Annotated in this window: 16 protein-coding genes; 11 read left to right on the top strand and 5 right to left on the bottom strand. The window is 39.4% G+C overall.

The window, feature by feature from the left end; genetic code table 11:
* Positions 1 to 66 precede the first annotated feature (66 nt).
* Positions 67 to 1179, bottom strand: coding sequence for an energy transducer TonB (locus tag H5089_RS06820; RefSeq protein WP_182711827.1), 1113 nt, complete (start codon positions 1177 to 1179; stop codon positions 67 to 69).
* A 251-nt stretch (positions 1180 to 1430) separates the two neighbouring features.
* Between H5089_RS06820 and ribA the strand changes: the two genes are divergently transcribed.
* From ribA to csrA, 6 genes are all read left to right on the top strand, one after another.
* Positions 1431 to 2054: a GTP cyclohydrolase II gene (gene ribA / locus H5089_RS06825; protein WP_002961931.1), complete on the top strand. Its 624-nt coding sequence runs from the start codon at positions 1431 to 1433 to the stop codon at positions 2052 to 2054.
* An 81-nt stretch (positions 2055 to 2135) separates the two neighbouring features.
* Positions 2136 to 2924: a BPSS1780 family membrane protein gene (locus H5089_RS06830; protein ID WP_024595741.1), complete on the top strand. Its 789-nt coding sequence runs from the start codon at positions 2136 to 2138 to the stop codon at positions 2922 to 2924.
* Positions 2924 to 3376, top strand: a complete 453-nt coding sequence (locus tag H5089_RS06835; protein WP_002961933.1) for a regulatory protein RecX — start codon at positions 2924 to 2926, stop codon at positions 3374 to 3376. The genes H5089_RS06830 and H5089_RS06835 overlap by 1 nt, the downstream gene beginning before the upstream one ends.
* A gap of 19 nt (positions 3377 to 3395) precedes the next feature.
* Positions 3396 to 5996: an alanine--tRNA ligase gene (alaS, locus tag H5089_RS06840; RefSeq protein ID WP_182711828.1), complete on the top strand. Its 2601-nt coding sequence runs from the start codon at positions 3396 to 3398 to the stop codon at positions 5994 to 5996.
* Between the two features lie 6 nt (positions 5997 to 6002).
* Entirely contained in the window at positions 6003 to 7220 is a 1218-nt protein-coding gene (locus H5089_RS06845; protein WP_182711829.1) for an aspartate kinase, read from the top strand.
* A gap of 91 nt (positions 7221 to 7311) precedes the next feature.
* Positions 7312 to 7503, top strand: coding sequence for a carbon storage regulator CsrA (gene csrA, locus H5089_RS06850; RefSeq protein ID WP_004587515.1), 192 nt, complete (start codon positions 7312 to 7314; stop codon positions 7501 to 7503).
* A 50-nt stretch (positions 7504 to 7553) separates the two neighbouring features.
* Here csrA and H5089_RS06855 read toward each other — a convergent pair whose 3' ends face one another.
* The 3 genes from H5089_RS06855 to H5089_RS06865 form a co-directional block, all read right to left on the bottom strand.
* Entirely contained in the window at positions 7554 to 8021 is a 468-nt protein-coding gene (locus tag H5089_RS06855; RefSeq protein ID WP_024597681.1) for a YcxB family protein, read from the bottom strand.
* A 133-nt stretch (positions 8022 to 8154) separates the two neighbouring features.
* The gene (locus H5089_RS06860; RefSeq protein ID WP_002961938.1) at positions 8155 to 8346 is read right to left on the bottom strand and encodes a hypothetical protein; all 192 of its coding nucleotides are present in this window, start codon (positions 8344 to 8346) and stop codon (positions 8155 to 8157) included.
* Between the two features lie 58 nt (positions 8347 to 8404).
* Positions 8405 to 8578 (bottom strand): DUF1328 domain-containing protein, encoded by a 174-nt coding sequence (locus H5089_RS06865; protein ID WP_002961939.1) that lies wholly within the window; start codon positions 8576 to 8578, stop codon positions 8405 to 8407.
* Positions 8579 to 9097: 519 nt separating this feature from the next.
* Here H5089_RS06865 and H5089_RS06870 point away from each other — a divergent pair.
* From H5089_RS06870 to H5089_RS06890, 5 genes are all read left to right on the top strand, one after another.
* Positions 9098 to 9343 (top strand): OadG family protein, encoded by a 246-nt coding sequence (locus H5089_RS06870; protein WP_182711830.1) that lies wholly within the window; start codon positions 9098 to 9100, stop codon positions 9341 to 9343.
* An 11-nt stretch (positions 9344 to 9354) separates the two neighbouring features.
* Entirely contained in the window at positions 9355 to 11136 is a 1782-nt protein-coding gene (gene oadA, locus H5089_RS06875; RefSeq protein WP_138489620.1) for a sodium-extruding oxaloacetate decarboxylase subunit alpha, read from the top strand.
* A 13-nt stretch (positions 11137 to 11149) separates the two neighbouring features.
* The gene (locus H5089_RS06880) at positions 11150 to 12280 is read left to right on the top strand and encodes a sodium ion-translocating decarboxylase subunit beta (RefSeq protein ID WP_002961942.1); all 1131 of its coding nucleotides are present in this window, start codon (positions 11150 to 11152) and stop codon (positions 12278 to 12280) included.
* 142 nt (positions 12281 to 12422) lie between these two features.
* Positions 12423 to 13394 (top strand): aldo/keto reductase family oxidoreductase, encoded by a 972-nt coding sequence (locus H5089_RS06885; RefSeq protein ID WP_182682380.1) that lies wholly within the window; start codon positions 12423 to 12425, stop codon positions 13392 to 13394.
* Between the two features lie 13 nt (positions 13395 to 13407).
* Entirely contained in the window at positions 13408 to 13584 is a 177-nt protein-coding gene (locus tag H5089_RS06890; RefSeq protein WP_170072950.1) for a hypothetical protein, read from the top strand.
* 74 nt (positions 13585 to 13658) lie between these two features.
* On the opposite strand, the gene H5089_RS06895 is transcribed toward H5089_RS06890, so the two are convergent.
* Positions 13659 to 14972 (bottom strand): peptidoglycan DD-metalloendopeptidase family protein, encoded by a 1314-nt coding sequence (locus tag H5089_RS06895; RefSeq protein WP_182711831.1) that lies wholly within the window; start codon positions 14970 to 14972, stop codon positions 13659 to 13661.
* Positions 14973 to 15097: the final 125 nt, after the last annotated feature.

The following is a 15097-nucleotide window of genomic DNA, read 5'->3' on the forward strand; positions in this document are numbered from 1 at the left end:
AAACTAGGTTGACGTAATTACAACAGTTTCTTATTTATATAATTTTTGACTGAATGGTAAAACTACTTAAAGGCTTTCAAAATACAGTTCAGCTTGTGTTGTTGCATTTACAGGTTTTCCATTTTTAAACTTTGGAGCGTAACGCCATTGTTTAACAGCGGCTATCGCTGATTTTTCAAATGCTTTAGAACCCTCAGAACTAATAACCTTAGGACTTTGCACAAAGCCATGGGTATCAACTGTAATCTCTAATATAACTATTACATGACTTTTAGTTTCACCGCGAGGGTATATAGGCTCGGTTATGTAGAGTGGATTTTGCTCTGAGGTATTTTTCCAGTGCGTATTTTTAGCAAAGGCTAAGGCGTGTTTAGTCGCTTTATCGCTTTCATCTTGTTTTTCATATAGCTGAACTAAGCCAACATGCGCATTAAGCTCAAAGCTTTGATCTAAATTTTTATATTTATCAAATAAGCCAACTATACGGTTTAGCCTTTTAGTTGCTTTGTCGTAATCTTTACGGCCACTCTCAAATGAAACCATTAAAAGGTCAGACTTTATACGCTCTACTGCATTATCAGGTAGCTGGGCTTGGTAATATTTATCTGCATCTTGAGCGTATATTTTCGCTAAAGAGTATTCGCTATGGCTAAACCTATAAAGTAATGTTTCTGCAGCTTCAAATTGCATATTGGCGACAAGGCCTGGGATATTTTGTAATTCAGCGATTTTAATGAGTTGCTCAAAGTTTTTGACTGCGATATATGATTTATTGGTATGAGTGGCTTTGGCTAGTAGCGTATCCATAGTCTCTATTGAGTTTTCACCATAGTTTTTAACTAAAATACGGTGGGCCTGTGAATACAAATCAAACCGTTTCTTTTCATTGCCATTCCCTATAACCATAATGTTCTTTGCAGTATAATTATTGATGGCTTTGGCGTAGTTAATAGCAAGGTTCGCCGTTTCATTGCTATTTTCTCCATATAGAGCGAGCCCTTTTTGATAGGCAAGTTGTGCTTCTTTTTCAGCTTGTTCTTTGGCTGCAACAAATGCTGAGTCAGTTTCTTCGGCGTTTGCAGATACAACTTGAATGCTATTTACTTGGTTTGCGAAAGTGCAGTTAGCAAAGGCTAATAAGCTTAATCCTATCGATATGGCGAGCTGTTGGTGCTTCATAATAATCCCTATTATTTATCAGCCCATAAAATTACCAAAACTATCAAGGCCTGTCATTATTTTAGGTAAATTAAAGTAAACAAGCGAGGTTGTAATATTCGGGTTATTAATTGCTTAACAATCATTGAAAATAACGCCTGTCGTCGCCATATATTTGCCATAAACAGTCTTGTACTACGGTGTATTTATCCTATTTTGTGATACTATCACTTTATTGTCGTGTCGTAGTTATTTAAATATTTGGATTTGTCGTGGCGCAAGTAAGAGCAAGAGTCCAGCTTAAAGTTGGCAGAAATAGTGATATCCCTGCAGAAATAATCTCATTTACTGATTTAAAAGATGGTAAAGAACATATTGCTATGGTGTTTAACAACGCCGATACAGAGCAAGATGTACCGCTAATTCGTATGCATTCAGAATGCCTAACGGGCGATGTATTTTACTCATCGCGTTGTGATTGCGGCGAGCAGCTAAATGAATGTATTGAAATGATGCACGAGCAAGGCGGTATTTTATTGTATTTACGCCAAGAAGGCCGTGGCATTGGTTTATACAACAAAATAGACGCTTACGTATTGCAATCGCAAGGTATGAACACCTACGAAGCTAATAATCATTTAGGCTTTGCTGATGATTTACGTGACTTTTCGGATGCGGTATTAATGCTCAATGCGCTTAATTTAAGTCACGTTAAATTAATGACTAATAATCCTAAAAAGCTTAATGCATTAAAAGATGCCGGTATTAATGTTGACTCGGTTGTGGGCACACATGCGCACATTAAAGCGGGTGTTGCGGGTAATAAATCGTACCTAGAAACAAAAATTAAGCATGGCGCGCATATGTTAGATATTAAGAAAATTAAAAAACCTTAATCATTTAATTACGTTTCGTCTATTAATCCCCCCTCACGCCAAGTTATACTTGGCGTGTTTCGTTTTAAATTAAGAGCAAGTATGTCTACACAATTACGAATTTTTAAAGCCGATGCAGGGCTAAAGTGGTTAAAAGCCGGATGGCTTATTTTTAAAACCCAGCCAGCAACCTTTATTTTTATGCATTTATTTATTGGCATTGTAGGGCTGCTGTCTTTATTTTTACCGCTGCTGCAAGTAGTAGCAGCACTCGCTACGCCATTTTTAACCGCAGGGTTTTACCAAGCGGTGCTTAGTAAGCAACAGGGCGGAAAAATTATGCTAGCCGATATTCTCAAGCCATTTACGGCTAAGGGAAATCGTTTAGGGTTATTACGTTTAGCACTTTATCAAATGGGTGCGGGTATTTTAATGGCGTTACTTGCTAATGGCTTATTTGCCGATGCAGTGGCTGTTATGAGCCAACCAGGACTTGATCCAAACGTAGCACTTGAGCAAATGCTTGAGAGTATTTCGGGCGCGAATGTAATTTTATTTTTTATGGCAATGCTAATTTATTTAACGGCATTTGCGTACGCTGTGCCACTTGTTTATTTTAGTAAAGAAACACGCATTTTAACGGCGCTTAAAAAGTCGTTAATGGTGTTTTATCATAATATTTTGCCACTTGGCGTTTTTGGCCTTATTTGCGCATTATTTATGGCGCTTTCAATGTTCTTATCGTTCTTACCACTGTTGATTTTAATGCCGATTTGCTACATTAGCTTTTTTGTATCTTATCAAGCCATTTTTATGCCTGTTGTACCATTAAGTGACGACATTAATGTTAAGCCACTTAGCAGTGAAACAAGCGGACGTTTTGACGCTTAATGGATGATAAATTAAAGCAAAAACTAAAAAACTATGTACTTTGGTTACTAGGGCGCCAAGAATATTCGCGTCGTGAGTTAACGCTCAAATTACAGCAAAAAGAAGCGACAGAAGAGTTTATTGAAACGCTGCTTGATTGGTGCGAAAAGCACAATTTTATTAACGAGCAGCGATACTGTGAAGGCTTTGTAAGAAAACACATATTTAAATGCCACGGGCTTAAGCGAATACAAAGCGAAGCTATGGGCAAAGGGATTGATCGTTCGCTACTTGAAATGGTAGTTGAAGAGCTTGAAATAGATTGGTTTGAGCTTGCGCAGGATGCGTACAATAAAAAATATTCGAATACACCGCCAGATCTCGATTACAAAGATAAAGCTAAGCGCGTGCGCTACTTAATGTATCGGGGTTTTAGCTACGATGAAATTAATTTTGCAATGCAAGCACAGTAAATACAGGTGAGACTTTCAAATGCAGCACATGACTACCGCACAAATTAGGCAACAGTTTTTAGACTTTTTTGCCAGCAAGCAACATCAAATAGTACCTTCTAGCTCGCTTATACCGGGTAACGATGCCACGTTGTTATTTAACAATGCCGGCATGGTGCAATTTAAAGATGTATTTTTAGGCGCAGAAAGCCGCCCTTATACACGTGCGACAAGCTCGCAGCGCTGTGTACGTGCTGGCGGTAAGCATAACGATTTAGAAAACGTAGGCTACACTGCTCGCCACCATACATTTTTTGAAATGTTAGGTAACTTCAGCTTTGGCGATTACTTTAAGCAAGACGCGATTAAGTTTGCGTGGGAGTTTTTAACTGAGGTTGTTAAATTACCTCAAGAAAAACTGCTTGTTACTATTTATCACGATGATGAAGAAGCGTTTGAGTACTGGTCAAAAGATATTGGCTTAAGTGAAGATCGTATTATTCGTATTGCGACCTCTGACAACTTTTGGTCTATGGGCGATACTGGTCCATGTGGTCCGTGTTCTGAAATATTTTATGACCATGGTGAGCATATTTGGGGCGGACCTCCGGGCACTCCAGAGGAAGACGGCGACCGTTTCATCGAAATTTGGAACCTTGTATTTATGCAATACAACCGTCAAAGCGACGGTACAATGTTGCCTCTACCTAAGCAGTCTGTTGATACGGGAATGGGCCTTGAGCGTATTTCTGCAATTTTGCAGGGTGTGCATTCAAACTACGAAATCGATTTATTCCAAGGCTTAATTGCAGCAGCTGCAAGTGTAACTAACGCGCAAGATATGGACGATAAGTCACTACGCGTAGTGGCGGATCATATTCGTTCGTGTGCGTTTTTAATCTCTGACGGTGTTATGCCATCTAACGAAGGTCGTGGTTATGTACTACGTCGTATTATTCGTCGTGCTGTGCGCCACGGTAATAAGCTAGGTGCACAAGGTTCGTTTTTCTATAAATTAGTTGCTGCGCTAATTGAGCAAATGGGTCAAGCGTACCCAGAGCTTGCTAAGCAACAAGAAATTATCGAAAAAGTATTACGCATTGAAGAAGAACAGTTTGGTAAAACACTTGAACGTGGCTTAGCTATTTTAGAAGAAAGCTTAAGTGACCTTAAAGGCGATATTATACCGGGCGACTTAGTATTTAAACTTTACGATACGTATGGTTTTCCAGCTGATTTAACGGCCGATGTTGCGCGTGAGCGCCAGATGACGATTGATCATCAGGGCTTTGAAGAATGCATGGCTGTACAACGTAAAACAGCGCAACAAGCGGGTAAGTTTGGTGCTGATTACAACGAGCAATTAAAATCAGAAAAGCTTACTGAGTTTAAAGGCTACGACAGCACACACCATAGCGCGACAGTGGTAGAAATTTTTGCTGGTGGCGAAGCTGTTCAGTTATTAGAAGATGGTCAACAAGGTATTGTAGTATTAGACCGCACACCGTTTTACGCTGAATCAGGCGGCCAAACGGGCGACACGGGTACTATTGCAGTTGCTGGTGGCGAATTTAATGTTACTAATACCACTAAACTTGGTAATGCTTTTGCTCACCACGGTACTGTGCAAGGCCGCATTGGTGTTAACGATAAAGTGGATGCGACTATTGATGATGCACGCCGCGATAGCATTAAGAAAAACCACACAGCTACACATATTTTACACGAAGCACTACGTCAATTATTAGGCGACCATGTAGGCCAAAAAGGCTCACTTGTTCAGCCTGATCGTTTACGTTTTGACTTTTCGCACTTTGAAGCGGTTACTAAAGATGAGCTACGTGAAATTGAGCGTGTAGTTAATGACGAAATTCGTCGTAACTTTGCACTCAATACTGAGCTTATGGCTATTGATGATGCTAAAGCGAAAGGTGCTATGGCGTTGTTTGGCGAAAAGTACGATGACGAAGTACGCGTAGTTACTATTGGCGACTACTCTATTGAGCTTTGTGGTGGTACTCACGTTGAGCGCGCAGGCGATATTGGTTTATTCAAAATAGTATCTGAAAGCGGTATTGCAGCAGGCGTTCGCCGTATTGAAGCGGTAACTGGTGCTGATGCAGTTGCTTATGTTAGCGAGCAAGAGCAACAATTACATGATGTAGCTGCTTTAGTTAAAGGCGATAGCGCATCGGTACTTGAAAAAGTAACCGCGTTACTTGAAAAGTCTAAAGGTCTTGAAAAGCAAATTGCGCAACTTAACGATAAGTTAGCAAGTGCAGCGGGTGCATCTTTACTTGATTCGATTGTTGAAATTAACGGCATTAAGCTACTTGTAGCAAATGTTGAAGGTACTGAATCTAAAGCACTGCGCGGTATGGTTGATGACCTTAAAAACAAAATTGGCTCAGGTGTTATTGCACTGGGTGTTGCCAGTGGCGACAAAGTAAGCCTAATTGCTGGTGTAACTAAAGACTTAACAGGCAAAGTAAAAGCCGGTGAGTTAGTTAACCACATGGCAGGCCAAGTAGGTGGTAAAGGTGGCGGCCGTCCAGATATGGCACAAGCCGGTGGTAGTGAGCCACAAAACCTTGCTGCTGCACTAGATAGCGTTACAGCTTGGTTAACTGAGCGTACTTAAGCCTAAGTGGCGCTTATTGTTCAAAAATTCGGTGGCACTTCGGTCGGCTCAATAGAGCGAATTGAAGCGGTCGCCGACCTTGTTGTAAAAACCAGACAACAAGGACATCAAGTGGTTGTGGTGCTCTCGGCTATGTCGGGAGAAACCAACCGCTTAATTAATCTCGCCAAAAAAATCGATACTCGTCCGAGTAGCCGTGAACTAGATGTACTTATTAGCACCGGAGAGCAGGTTTCTGTATCACTACTTGCTATGGCTATTATAAAACGTGGCCACTCTGCTGTGAGCCTATTAGCCGATCAAGTCAATATTTTAACCGATAACATGTTTGGTAAAGCTCGTATTGCAGAGGTTGCTGCTACGCGTTTAAAGCATGAGCTTGAGCATAATCGTATTGCTATTATTGCTGGGTTTCAGGGGCGTGATGTTGAGGGCAACATTACAACGCTTGGGCGCGGCGGCACCGATACATCGGCTGTGGAAATAGCTGCGGCTATAAAAGCTGACGAATGCCAGATCTATACAGACGTTGACGGCGTATATACTACAGATCCTCGTGTTGAACCTAACGCGCGCAGAATGAGCCAAGTTACCTTTGCAGAAATGCTAGAACTGGCAAGTTTAGGGGCGAAAGTTTTGCATATTCGCTCAGTAGAAGCCGCAGGAAAACATAATGTGCCACTTAGGGTGCTTTCGAGCTTTAATCCCGATGAAGGTACATTAATAAGTTTTGAGGAGAACGATATGCCAAGCAAGGTTGTATCGGGGATTGCGTTTAATCGTGACGAATGTTTAATTAAGGTACAAGGTGTGCCAACGGGCACGCAATATCTTTCAAAAATATTGAAACTTTTTGCCGAAAATGGCATCGAAATAGATATGATTAATCAAGTTAATCATAACTTTGAAAAAATAGACTATGCTTTTACTGTGCACTCGAATGATTATCTGCAAGCACTTGAATTATTGAGTGAAGATCAAGCTCAGCTCGGTGCTCAAAATATAAGCGGATTGCAAGCAGTAGCTAAAGTTTCTGCTGTTGGCATGGGTATGAAATCACATTCTGGTGTCGCTAGTTTATTTTTTGATGCATTAGCGCAGGAAAATATTAATGTGGTTTTAGTCTCGACTTCAGAGATTAAAATTTCAGTTTTAATAGATGAAAAGTACTTAGAGTTGGCTGTTCGTGCATTACACAAGGCATTTTTAACAGAAAATGGATAGATTGCGAGTTTTTACTTACTTTTCAGTCTAATTTTCATTAGTATGTTTAAGCGGAATCTTATAATTTTTATTGGAACATGGGAGCAAGAGAATGCTAATACTAACTCGTAGAGTAGGTGAAACCCTAATGATTGGTGACGAAGTAACAGTTACTGTTCTAGGTGTTAAAGGAAATCAAGTTCGAATCGGTGTTAATGCACCAAAAGACGTATCAGTGCATCGTGAAGAGATTTACATGCGCATACAAGCTGAAAAGTCGAACCCTAATCCGGGCAATGCTTAATCAACACGTATACGTAGTTGAGTAATTAACTCAACTAGACTAAAAGCCACTCACTGAGTGGCTTTTTTGTTTATAAAAGCGAGTGTTTCAGGATTAAGTATTTGTTTTGATATGTACTGCATACCACTTTTATTTTTAATAATAATACCTTGCTGGGTGTCTATTACTTCGCTTATATTTTGCCATTCTAATTGATAGCTTTTGTAATGATTAGAAGATTTAATACCTTCTTCATCAAAGGTAAGTGTTACCTCAGAGCCTGATGCTCTGCTGAGCATTTGTCTGGTTACCCACCATGGTCTGCGATAGTAAAAAGCGACGCATTCGAGTACCGCTAACATGATCATAAACGATCCTAAGTAATGATCGTCTAAAACATAAATGCCAAATAAACCAAGCGCAACTAACAACACAAGTAAAAAGTATTTAGGTTTTGCACGCTTACTATAAGGGAGTGACTCATCAAAACACTCGTAAAAGTAGGGTTTATCTAATGTGTAGGTGGTTGTGAATGCCATTTTGCCTTGCTTTAAATATCGTTTTTTTTATTTTAACAAGCTAATTGCTAAATGAGCAGCTTTATAGTCAGTGATTTTATTACTGGCACAAAAAAACGGCTCGAAAGCCGTTTTTTTAGCGGTACAAGAAGAATTAACAGTTAGTTTCTTCAGCGTTCACGCCTTCTTTAACATTTTCACATGCATCTTCAACAGAGTTTTGCACATCAGTTACTGCTTCGTCGATACGTTCGCCAGCATCTTCTGCATGGTTGTCTTCACAACCCATCATGAAAAAACCTGCAAATACTGCGATTAGTGCTGCTTTTAAAGTTGTAGAGTTCATAGTGTAATTCCTTGTAAGTATTAATTAAATTTTAGTGTTTGTTAGATGAATGCTTTATCTACCTGGGTGATTTACCACGTAGTGCACCTGAAACTAATGAAATCACTAAAAGTACTAAAAAGATAAAAAATATAATTTTTGCTATACCAGCTGCGGCACCTGCGATGCCACCAAAACCTAACACTGCAGCGATTAAAGCAATAACTAAAAATGTAATTGTCCAGCGTAACATTGTTTTCTCCTTGGTTATCAAATTTGCTCATAATAACTAATGCCAGTTATATGCCAAAATTTATTTGGCATAAATATCAATTGGTTATGGGTTTTTGCTGTTATTCTAGTTATTAGTTGGTTAGTAACTTTTACGCTTTGTTATGTAAGTTATTCACACTGTTGCAAATAACTGCTAAATGTTCACTAAATAAACTTATTTTGGTAAGACCAATTAACAATTGGTGTGTGGCTTTGCATTTTATATTAAGAATTAGTGTTTATTTTTACTTAGCTTGATAGTTAATTAACAACTTCCATATAACTATTAGCTATAGTCGTTATTTCTTGTATGTATTGTAGAGCGCGTGATTGCTGAGTTATGGCATGTAAATTAATTGAGTGTTATGTTATTTATTGTTTAATTGGTTTTACCAATTTACAAGATGTAGACAAAGCGATTAGTTTTGTTATTATCCAGTGAATAAATATTTAATTAAATCGATTTTTTATTTTCGATATGGGTTTCAAGGGGAGAAAAATGGATATAGGTGCTCTACTCACAACTGCTGGTAACTTAATGCTTACTGGCATGGTTGGGGTGTTTGTATTTCTGTCGATATTAATTGGTGCAGTAACGCTTATGTCTAATTTGGTGACGCGCTTTAGCGAACCTGACGTGGCGACACCAGTTAAATCACCATCTTTTACATCTCAAGGTGTGCCTAATGAGCACATCGCTGCTATTAGTGCTGCCATTGCTCAGTACAAATCAAATAATAAATAAGGGGCAAACACATGGCTAAATTAAAATTAACAGAATTGGTATTACGCGATGCTCACCAATCATTATTAGCAACGCGTATGCGCCTAGACGATATGCTACCGATTGCTAGCAAATTAGACGATGCGGGTTATTGGTCTATTGAATCGTGGGGCGGTGCTACATTTGACTCGTGTATTCGTTATTTAGGCGAAGATCCTTGGGAGCGTATTCGTGCACTTAAAAAAGCGATGCCTAATACTAAACAGCAGATGCTATTACGCGGTCAAAACTTATTAGGTTACCGCCATTACGCTGATGACGTAGTTGAAAAATTTGTAGAACGTGCACATAAAAATGGCGTTGACGTATTTCGTATATTTGATGCAATGAACGATGTTCGCAATCTAGAAACAGCTATTAAAGCGGCTGTAAAAGTAGGCGCTCACGCTCAAGGTACTATTTCGTACACAGTTAGCCCAGTTCATACACTTGATATGTGGCTAACTCTTGCAAAGCAGCTTGAAGATATGGGTTGTCACTCAATTTGTATTAAAGATATGGCGGGTTTATTAAAGCCGTACGATGCTGAAAAACTAATTAAAGCACTTAAAGAAACTGTATCTATTCCAATTGCTATGCAGTGCCACGCTACAACAGGTTTAAGTACTGCTACTTACCAAAAAGCAATTGATGCTGGTATTGATATGCTCGATACCGCTATTTCATCAATGAGTATGACTTATGGACATTCTGCAACTGAAACTATTGTATCGATAGTTGAAGGGACTGAGCGTGATACTGGGCTTGATTTAAACCACCTAGAAGAAATTGCTGCTTACTTTAGAGATGTACGTAAAAAATATGCGGCATTTGAAGGTAGCTTAAAAGGGGTTGATGGGCGCATTTTATTAGCTCAAGTACCTGGTGGCATGCTTACAAACATGGAAAACCAACTTAAAGAGCAAGGCGCAGCCGATAAGCTTAATGAGGTTTTACTTGAGATCCCACGTGTACGTGAAGATCTTGGCTTTTTACCTTTAGTAACACCAACGTCGCAAATTGTTGGCACTCAAGCGGTACTTAATGTGCTAACGGGTGAGCGTTATAAAACCATTACTAAAGAAACTGCTGGCGTATTAAAAGGTGAATATGGCTTAACACCAGCACCAATGAATAAAGAGCTACAAGAGCGCGTGCTTGATGGAGCGGAAGTTATTACTTGTCGCCCTGCTGATAACATTGCACCTGAGCTTGCAACGCTTGAAGCTGAGTTATTAAAAGAAGCACAAGAGCAAGGTTTAACACTTGCTGATGATCAAATTGATGACGTATTAACTTATGCATTATTCCCACAAGTTGGTTTGAAGTTTATTAAAAACCGCAACAACCCAGATGCATTTGAGCCAGTACCTTCTGTTGAAGATAAAAGCAGTAAAGCACCTTCTAAATCAGTTTCAAATAATAACAAAGTGAAGGCTGAGCAATACAGCGTAAAAGTAGATGGTAAAGTTTATGACGTAGTCGTAGCGCAAGGTGGTGAACTTAAGGAAGTAACATTAAAAGACTCTGAGCACATTCCTCAATCTGCTTCGGTTGCATCAGGTGAAACACTTAACGCGCCTCTAGCCGGTAATATTTTTAAGATTAAAGTAAAAGCTGGGCAAGTTGTTAACGAAGGCGATGTAGTGATTATTATGGAAGCCATGAAAATGGAAACTGAAATACGCGCTACGCATACCGGAACAATTGCTGAAGTGTTAGTTAGTGAAGGCGATGCTGTAACTACCGGCGACGCTATGATTGCATTAGCTTAGGAGTAAATAGAGGATGGAAGGTATTTTAAACCTCTGGAATGCGACAGGCATTGCTAACTTTACAATCCCATCGTTAATAATGATTGCGGTAGGGTGTTTATTACTGTTTTTAGCGATAGCTAAAGGCTTTGAACCACTATTATTACTACCTATTGGTTTTGGTGCAATTTTAACAAATGTACCAGTGGCAGGTTTGTCAGACCCAGGTGGGCTTTTGTACTACGTTTATTATGTGGGTATTGATACGGGGATTTTTCCGCTGTTGATATTTATGGGAGTAGGGGCGCTGACCGACTTTAGCGCACTTATTGCAAACCCACGTATGTTGTTATTAGGTGCGGCTGCACAGTTTGGTATTTTTGCTACATTGTTTGGCGCTATATTACTTAACTATGTGCCAGGTTTTGAATTTACTCTACAGGACGCATCGGCTATTGCCATTATAGGTGGTGCCGATGGGCCAACAGCAATATTTTTAGCATCAAAACTGGCACCTGATTTACTAGGCGCAATAGCAGTAGCTGCGTATTCATATATGGCACTTGTGCCAATTATTCAGCCGCCAATTATGCGTGCACTAACAACCCCAGAAGAACGTAAAATAAAAATGCCAGAGCTTCGCAAAGTATCTAAAAAGGAAAAGATTATTTTTCCACTTATGGTGCTTAGTTTAACGGCTATGTTTTTACCGGCTGCTATACCGCTGGTAGGTATGTTTTGTTTAGGTAACTTAATGCGAGAGTCGGGTGTTGTTGATAGATTAAGTAACAGTGCTCAAAACGAAATCATCAATGTTACAACTATATTTTTAGGCTTAGCTGTTGGTTCAAAGCTTGCTGCAGATAAGTTTTTAACTGTTGAGACGATTGGTATTTTAGTGCTTGGCGCACTGGCTTTTGCAATTGGTACGGCATCTGGCGTATTTATGGCAAAAGGACTTAACCGAATATCTAAAACGCCTATAAATCCATTAATTGGGGCGGCAGGTGTATCGGCTGTGCCAATGGCGGCACGAGTAGTTAATAAAGTTGGCCTTGAAAGTAACCCACATAACTTTTTACTTATGCATGCAATGGGACCCAACGTAGCCGGTGTACTTGGTAGTGCAGTTGCTGCGGGTATTTTATTAGCACTTGTTGGCTAAAAATGTAATTTAAAATAGATTAACCATTAAGCGCAGTTTACTGCGCTTTTTTTTGTTCTTAATTTCTTCGCCTCTTAATGGTTTCTTGTTTAGTGCTTTTTGTTTACAGTAACAGCTCTTCAACATTTTAAGGATAGTTATCATGCTTCACACACCTTTAGCAAAGCACTTGCCTCATGTTAGTAAACTTGTATTTGGATGTATGGGTCTGGGCGGCGGTTGGAATAAAGATGCAATCACTGATGCACATGTTAAGCAAGCTCATGAGTGTATAGATAACGCCATTGAAGGCGGTATTAATTTTTTTGACCATGCTGATATTTATACTTTTGGTAAAGCAGAGCAGGTTTTTGGTAAAGCATTAAGTGAGCGGCCAGAGCTTAGAGAGCACATGTATATTCAATCTAAGTGTGGGATTCGATTTGAAGATGACTTAGGGCCAAAGCGTTATGATTTTTCCCAAAAGTGGATTGAGCAGTCAGTTGAAGCATCATTAAAACGATTAAATACAGATTATTTAGACGTACTTATGCTGCATCGCCCTGATCCACTCATGGAAGTTAACGAAATTGCTCGCATATTTAGTTGCTTAAAAGAAAGCGGTAAAGTGCGCAATTTTGCAGTGTCTAATATGCAGCAGCACCAAATGAACTTTTTACAGCACGCACTTGATATGCCGATTGTGGCTAACCAAATTGAGGCTAGTTTACAAAAACATCAGTTTGTTGATGAAGGTGTATATGCCGGTAACAGTGACGGTAAAGATCTTAATTTTACACCAGGTAGTATTGAGTACTGTCGACATTTTGAAATCCAAATTCAAAGCTGGGGTAGTTTATGCCAAGGCTTGTACAGCGGTAGTGATTTATCAAACGCATCTCAGGCAGATATAAACACCAGTCTTTTAGTTAATAAGCTGGCTGCACTTTATGAAACCTCTGCTGAGGCAATTGTACTTGCATGGTTGCTTCGCCATCCCGCATCTATTCAGCCAATTATTGGAACAACTAATGCTAAACGGATTAAAGCCTCTTGTGATGCTGTAAACGTAGAGCTAACTCGTGAGCATTGGTATGCACTTTATGTAAGCGCTAAAGGCCACGAATTACCATAAGTAGGGCGTTAATATGAACATATTCGTTATTTTAATTGGTTTGTTTGTTGCGCTGGCGATACTTATACCATTACTTGAAAAATATCAAAGTAAAATAGGGCTTGATGGCGCAACCAAATACAGTAAATATATTTGGCCGCTAGTGATGGTATCTTTAGTTATTCAGCTCATTTATGTATTAATGAATTGATGGTTTATAGCGTATACAAAAAAGCCTTTGCAGATTTAACCTGCAAAGGCTTTTTTAATGTTTATTAATAAGCTTTATTTTAGTGCTAACTGTAGCTCGCGATTGCGCTCAAGTTGGGCAATAAAGTTATCTGCAATCGGTTTAAACTTAGCAAGTTCTGAGCGAGGTAATGGCTCTGACTTAGGAAGCTTAACGGTTTTAGGATTACGATGAACGCCATTTACTAAAAACTCATAGTGTAAATGCGCCCCAGTAACACGACCAGTAGAACCTACAGTACCAATTTGTTGGCCCTGTTTAACTTTTTGGCCTGTTTTAACTAGTTTCTTATTTAGGTGTAAGTACTTAGTTACATATTGTGTACCATGGCTGATAAATACGTAGTTACCGTTGTACTTGCTGTAACCCGCTTTAACTACCTTACCGTTACCTGATGCGACTACTGGTGTGCCAGTGCGTGCTGCAAAGTCGATACCACGGTGCGCTCTAACTTGCCCAGTAACAGGATGAAGTCGCTTAGGATTAAAGCTAGAACTAATATACTTAAAGCTTACAGGTGCACGTAAAAATGCTTTTTTCATGCTACGCCCTTCAGGCGTATAAAAATTGCCGTCGGTATGGCGAATCGCTGCAAAGCGCTGACCTTGGTTTACAAATTCAGCGGCAATAATTTTACCGGTACCAATAAACTCGCCATCAACATAGTGAGACTCGTAAATTAAGCCAAATACATCGCCTTTACGAATGTCGTTTGCAAAATCAACATCCCAACCAAATATGTCAGCAAAGTTCATTATTTGGCGTTCGCTTAAACCTGCTGCAATTGCTGAAGTCCAAAAATTGTTAGATATTTCGCCGCCAGCGGTTTTGGTTAGCGTTTCAATTTCTTTGCTATCAATAGCTGTATCGTAATTACCTTCTTCGTTTAAGGTAACAAATAAAGTATCGGTTTTTGAAATCACATAGCGCAGTTGAGCTAAGGAGCCATCTTCAGCTGTCGCAAAACTAAGTATTTCACCTGGGTGAATTTTAGTCAGCTTGCGAGTCTCAGCATTAGTGTTAATTAGTTTATGAAGCGTTTGAGCCGAAAAACCAGCACGCTTAAAGATAATTGCTAAATTGTCGCCATTTTTAACTTTATGATCGACAAAGTCGTATTCTGGTAACTTTTCTGCTGCTTGCTCTGAATTTAACTCAGTTAATTTTTCGTTGTTATCAACTTTAACTTGTAACTCATAGCGCTTACCAATTTCTAGTGCATTTGCACTATTGTCTTTGGATGCAGTGGCTTTTTCAGAAGGAAGAAAGGCTAAGCCAACAATAGCAGAAACCAAACCTAGAATAAGCAATTTGTGTTTTTTGGGGAGCGTGTGAACCACGTGAACCATAACGTGCCTTTTTCTGCTGTCAAGATAATAAATACATAATATTGCAGGATATACTTAATAATGTACGAATACTAGTGTTTTGTAGATTTAAACTGACCTTAAACTACGCTAAAATCGGGCTTAGA

The organism is Pseudoalteromonas sp. SR45-1 (genome assembly GCF_014163655.1).
GTDB lineage: Bacteria > Pseudomonadota > Gammaproteobacteria > Enterobacterales > Alteromonadaceae > Pseudoalteromonas > Pseudoalteromonas distincta.

Excerpts from the sequence above, each read along its gene's own strand:
- H5089_RS06820 (WP_182711827.1), bottom strand. The coding sequence starts at position 1,179 with ATGAAGCACCAACAGCTCGCCATATCGATAGGATTAAGCTTATTAGCC.
- H5089_RS06830 (WP_024595741.1), top strand. The coding sequence starts at position 2,136 with ATGTCTACACAATTACGAATTTTTAAAGCCGATGCAGGGCTAAAGTGG.
- H5089_RS06835 (WP_002961933.1), top strand. The coding sequence starts at position 2,924 with ATGGATGATAAATTAAAGCAAAAACTAAAAAACTATGTACTTTGGTTA.
- alaS (WP_182711828.1), top strand. The coding sequence starts at position 3,396 with ATGCAGCACATGACTACCGCACAAATTAGGCAACAGTTTTTAGACTTT.
- csrA (WP_004587515.1), top strand. The coding sequence starts at position 7,312 with ATGCTAATACTAACTCGTAGAGTAGGTGAAACCCTAATGATTGGTGAC.
- H5089_RS06855 (WP_024597681.1), bottom strand. The coding sequence starts at position 8,021 with ATGGCATTCACAACCACCTACACATTAGATAAACCCTACTTTTACGAG.
- H5089_RS06860 (WP_002961938.1), bottom strand. The coding sequence starts at position 8,346 with ATGAACTCTACAACTTTAAAAGCAGCACTAATCGCAGTATTTGCAGGT.
- H5089_RS06865 (WP_002961939.1), bottom strand. The coding sequence starts at position 8,578 with ATGTTACGCTGGACAATTACATTTTTAGTTATTGCTTTAATCGCTGCA.
- H5089_RS06870 (WP_182711830.1), top strand. The coding sequence starts at position 9,098 with ATGGATATAGGTGCTCTACTCACAACTGCTGGTAACTTAATGCTTACT.
- oadA (WP_138489620.1), top strand. The coding sequence starts at position 9,355 with ATGGCTAAATTAAAATTAACAGAATTGGTATTACGCGATGCTCACCAA.
- H5089_RS06880 (WP_002961942.1), top strand. The coding sequence starts at position 11,150 with ATGGAAGGTATTTTAAACCTCTGGAATGCGACAGGCATTGCTAACTTT.
- H5089_RS06885 (WP_182682380.1), top strand. The coding sequence starts at position 12,423 with ATGCTTCACACACCTTTAGCAAAGCACTTGCCTCATGTTAGTAAACTT.
- H5089_RS06890 (WP_170072950.1), top strand. The coding sequence starts at position 13,408 with ATGAACATATTCGTTATTTTAATTGGTTTGTTTGTTGCGCTGGCGATA.
- H5089_RS06895 (WP_182711831.1), bottom strand. The coding sequence starts at position 14,972 with ATGGTTCACGTGGTTCACACGCTCCCCAAAAAACACAAATTGCTTATT.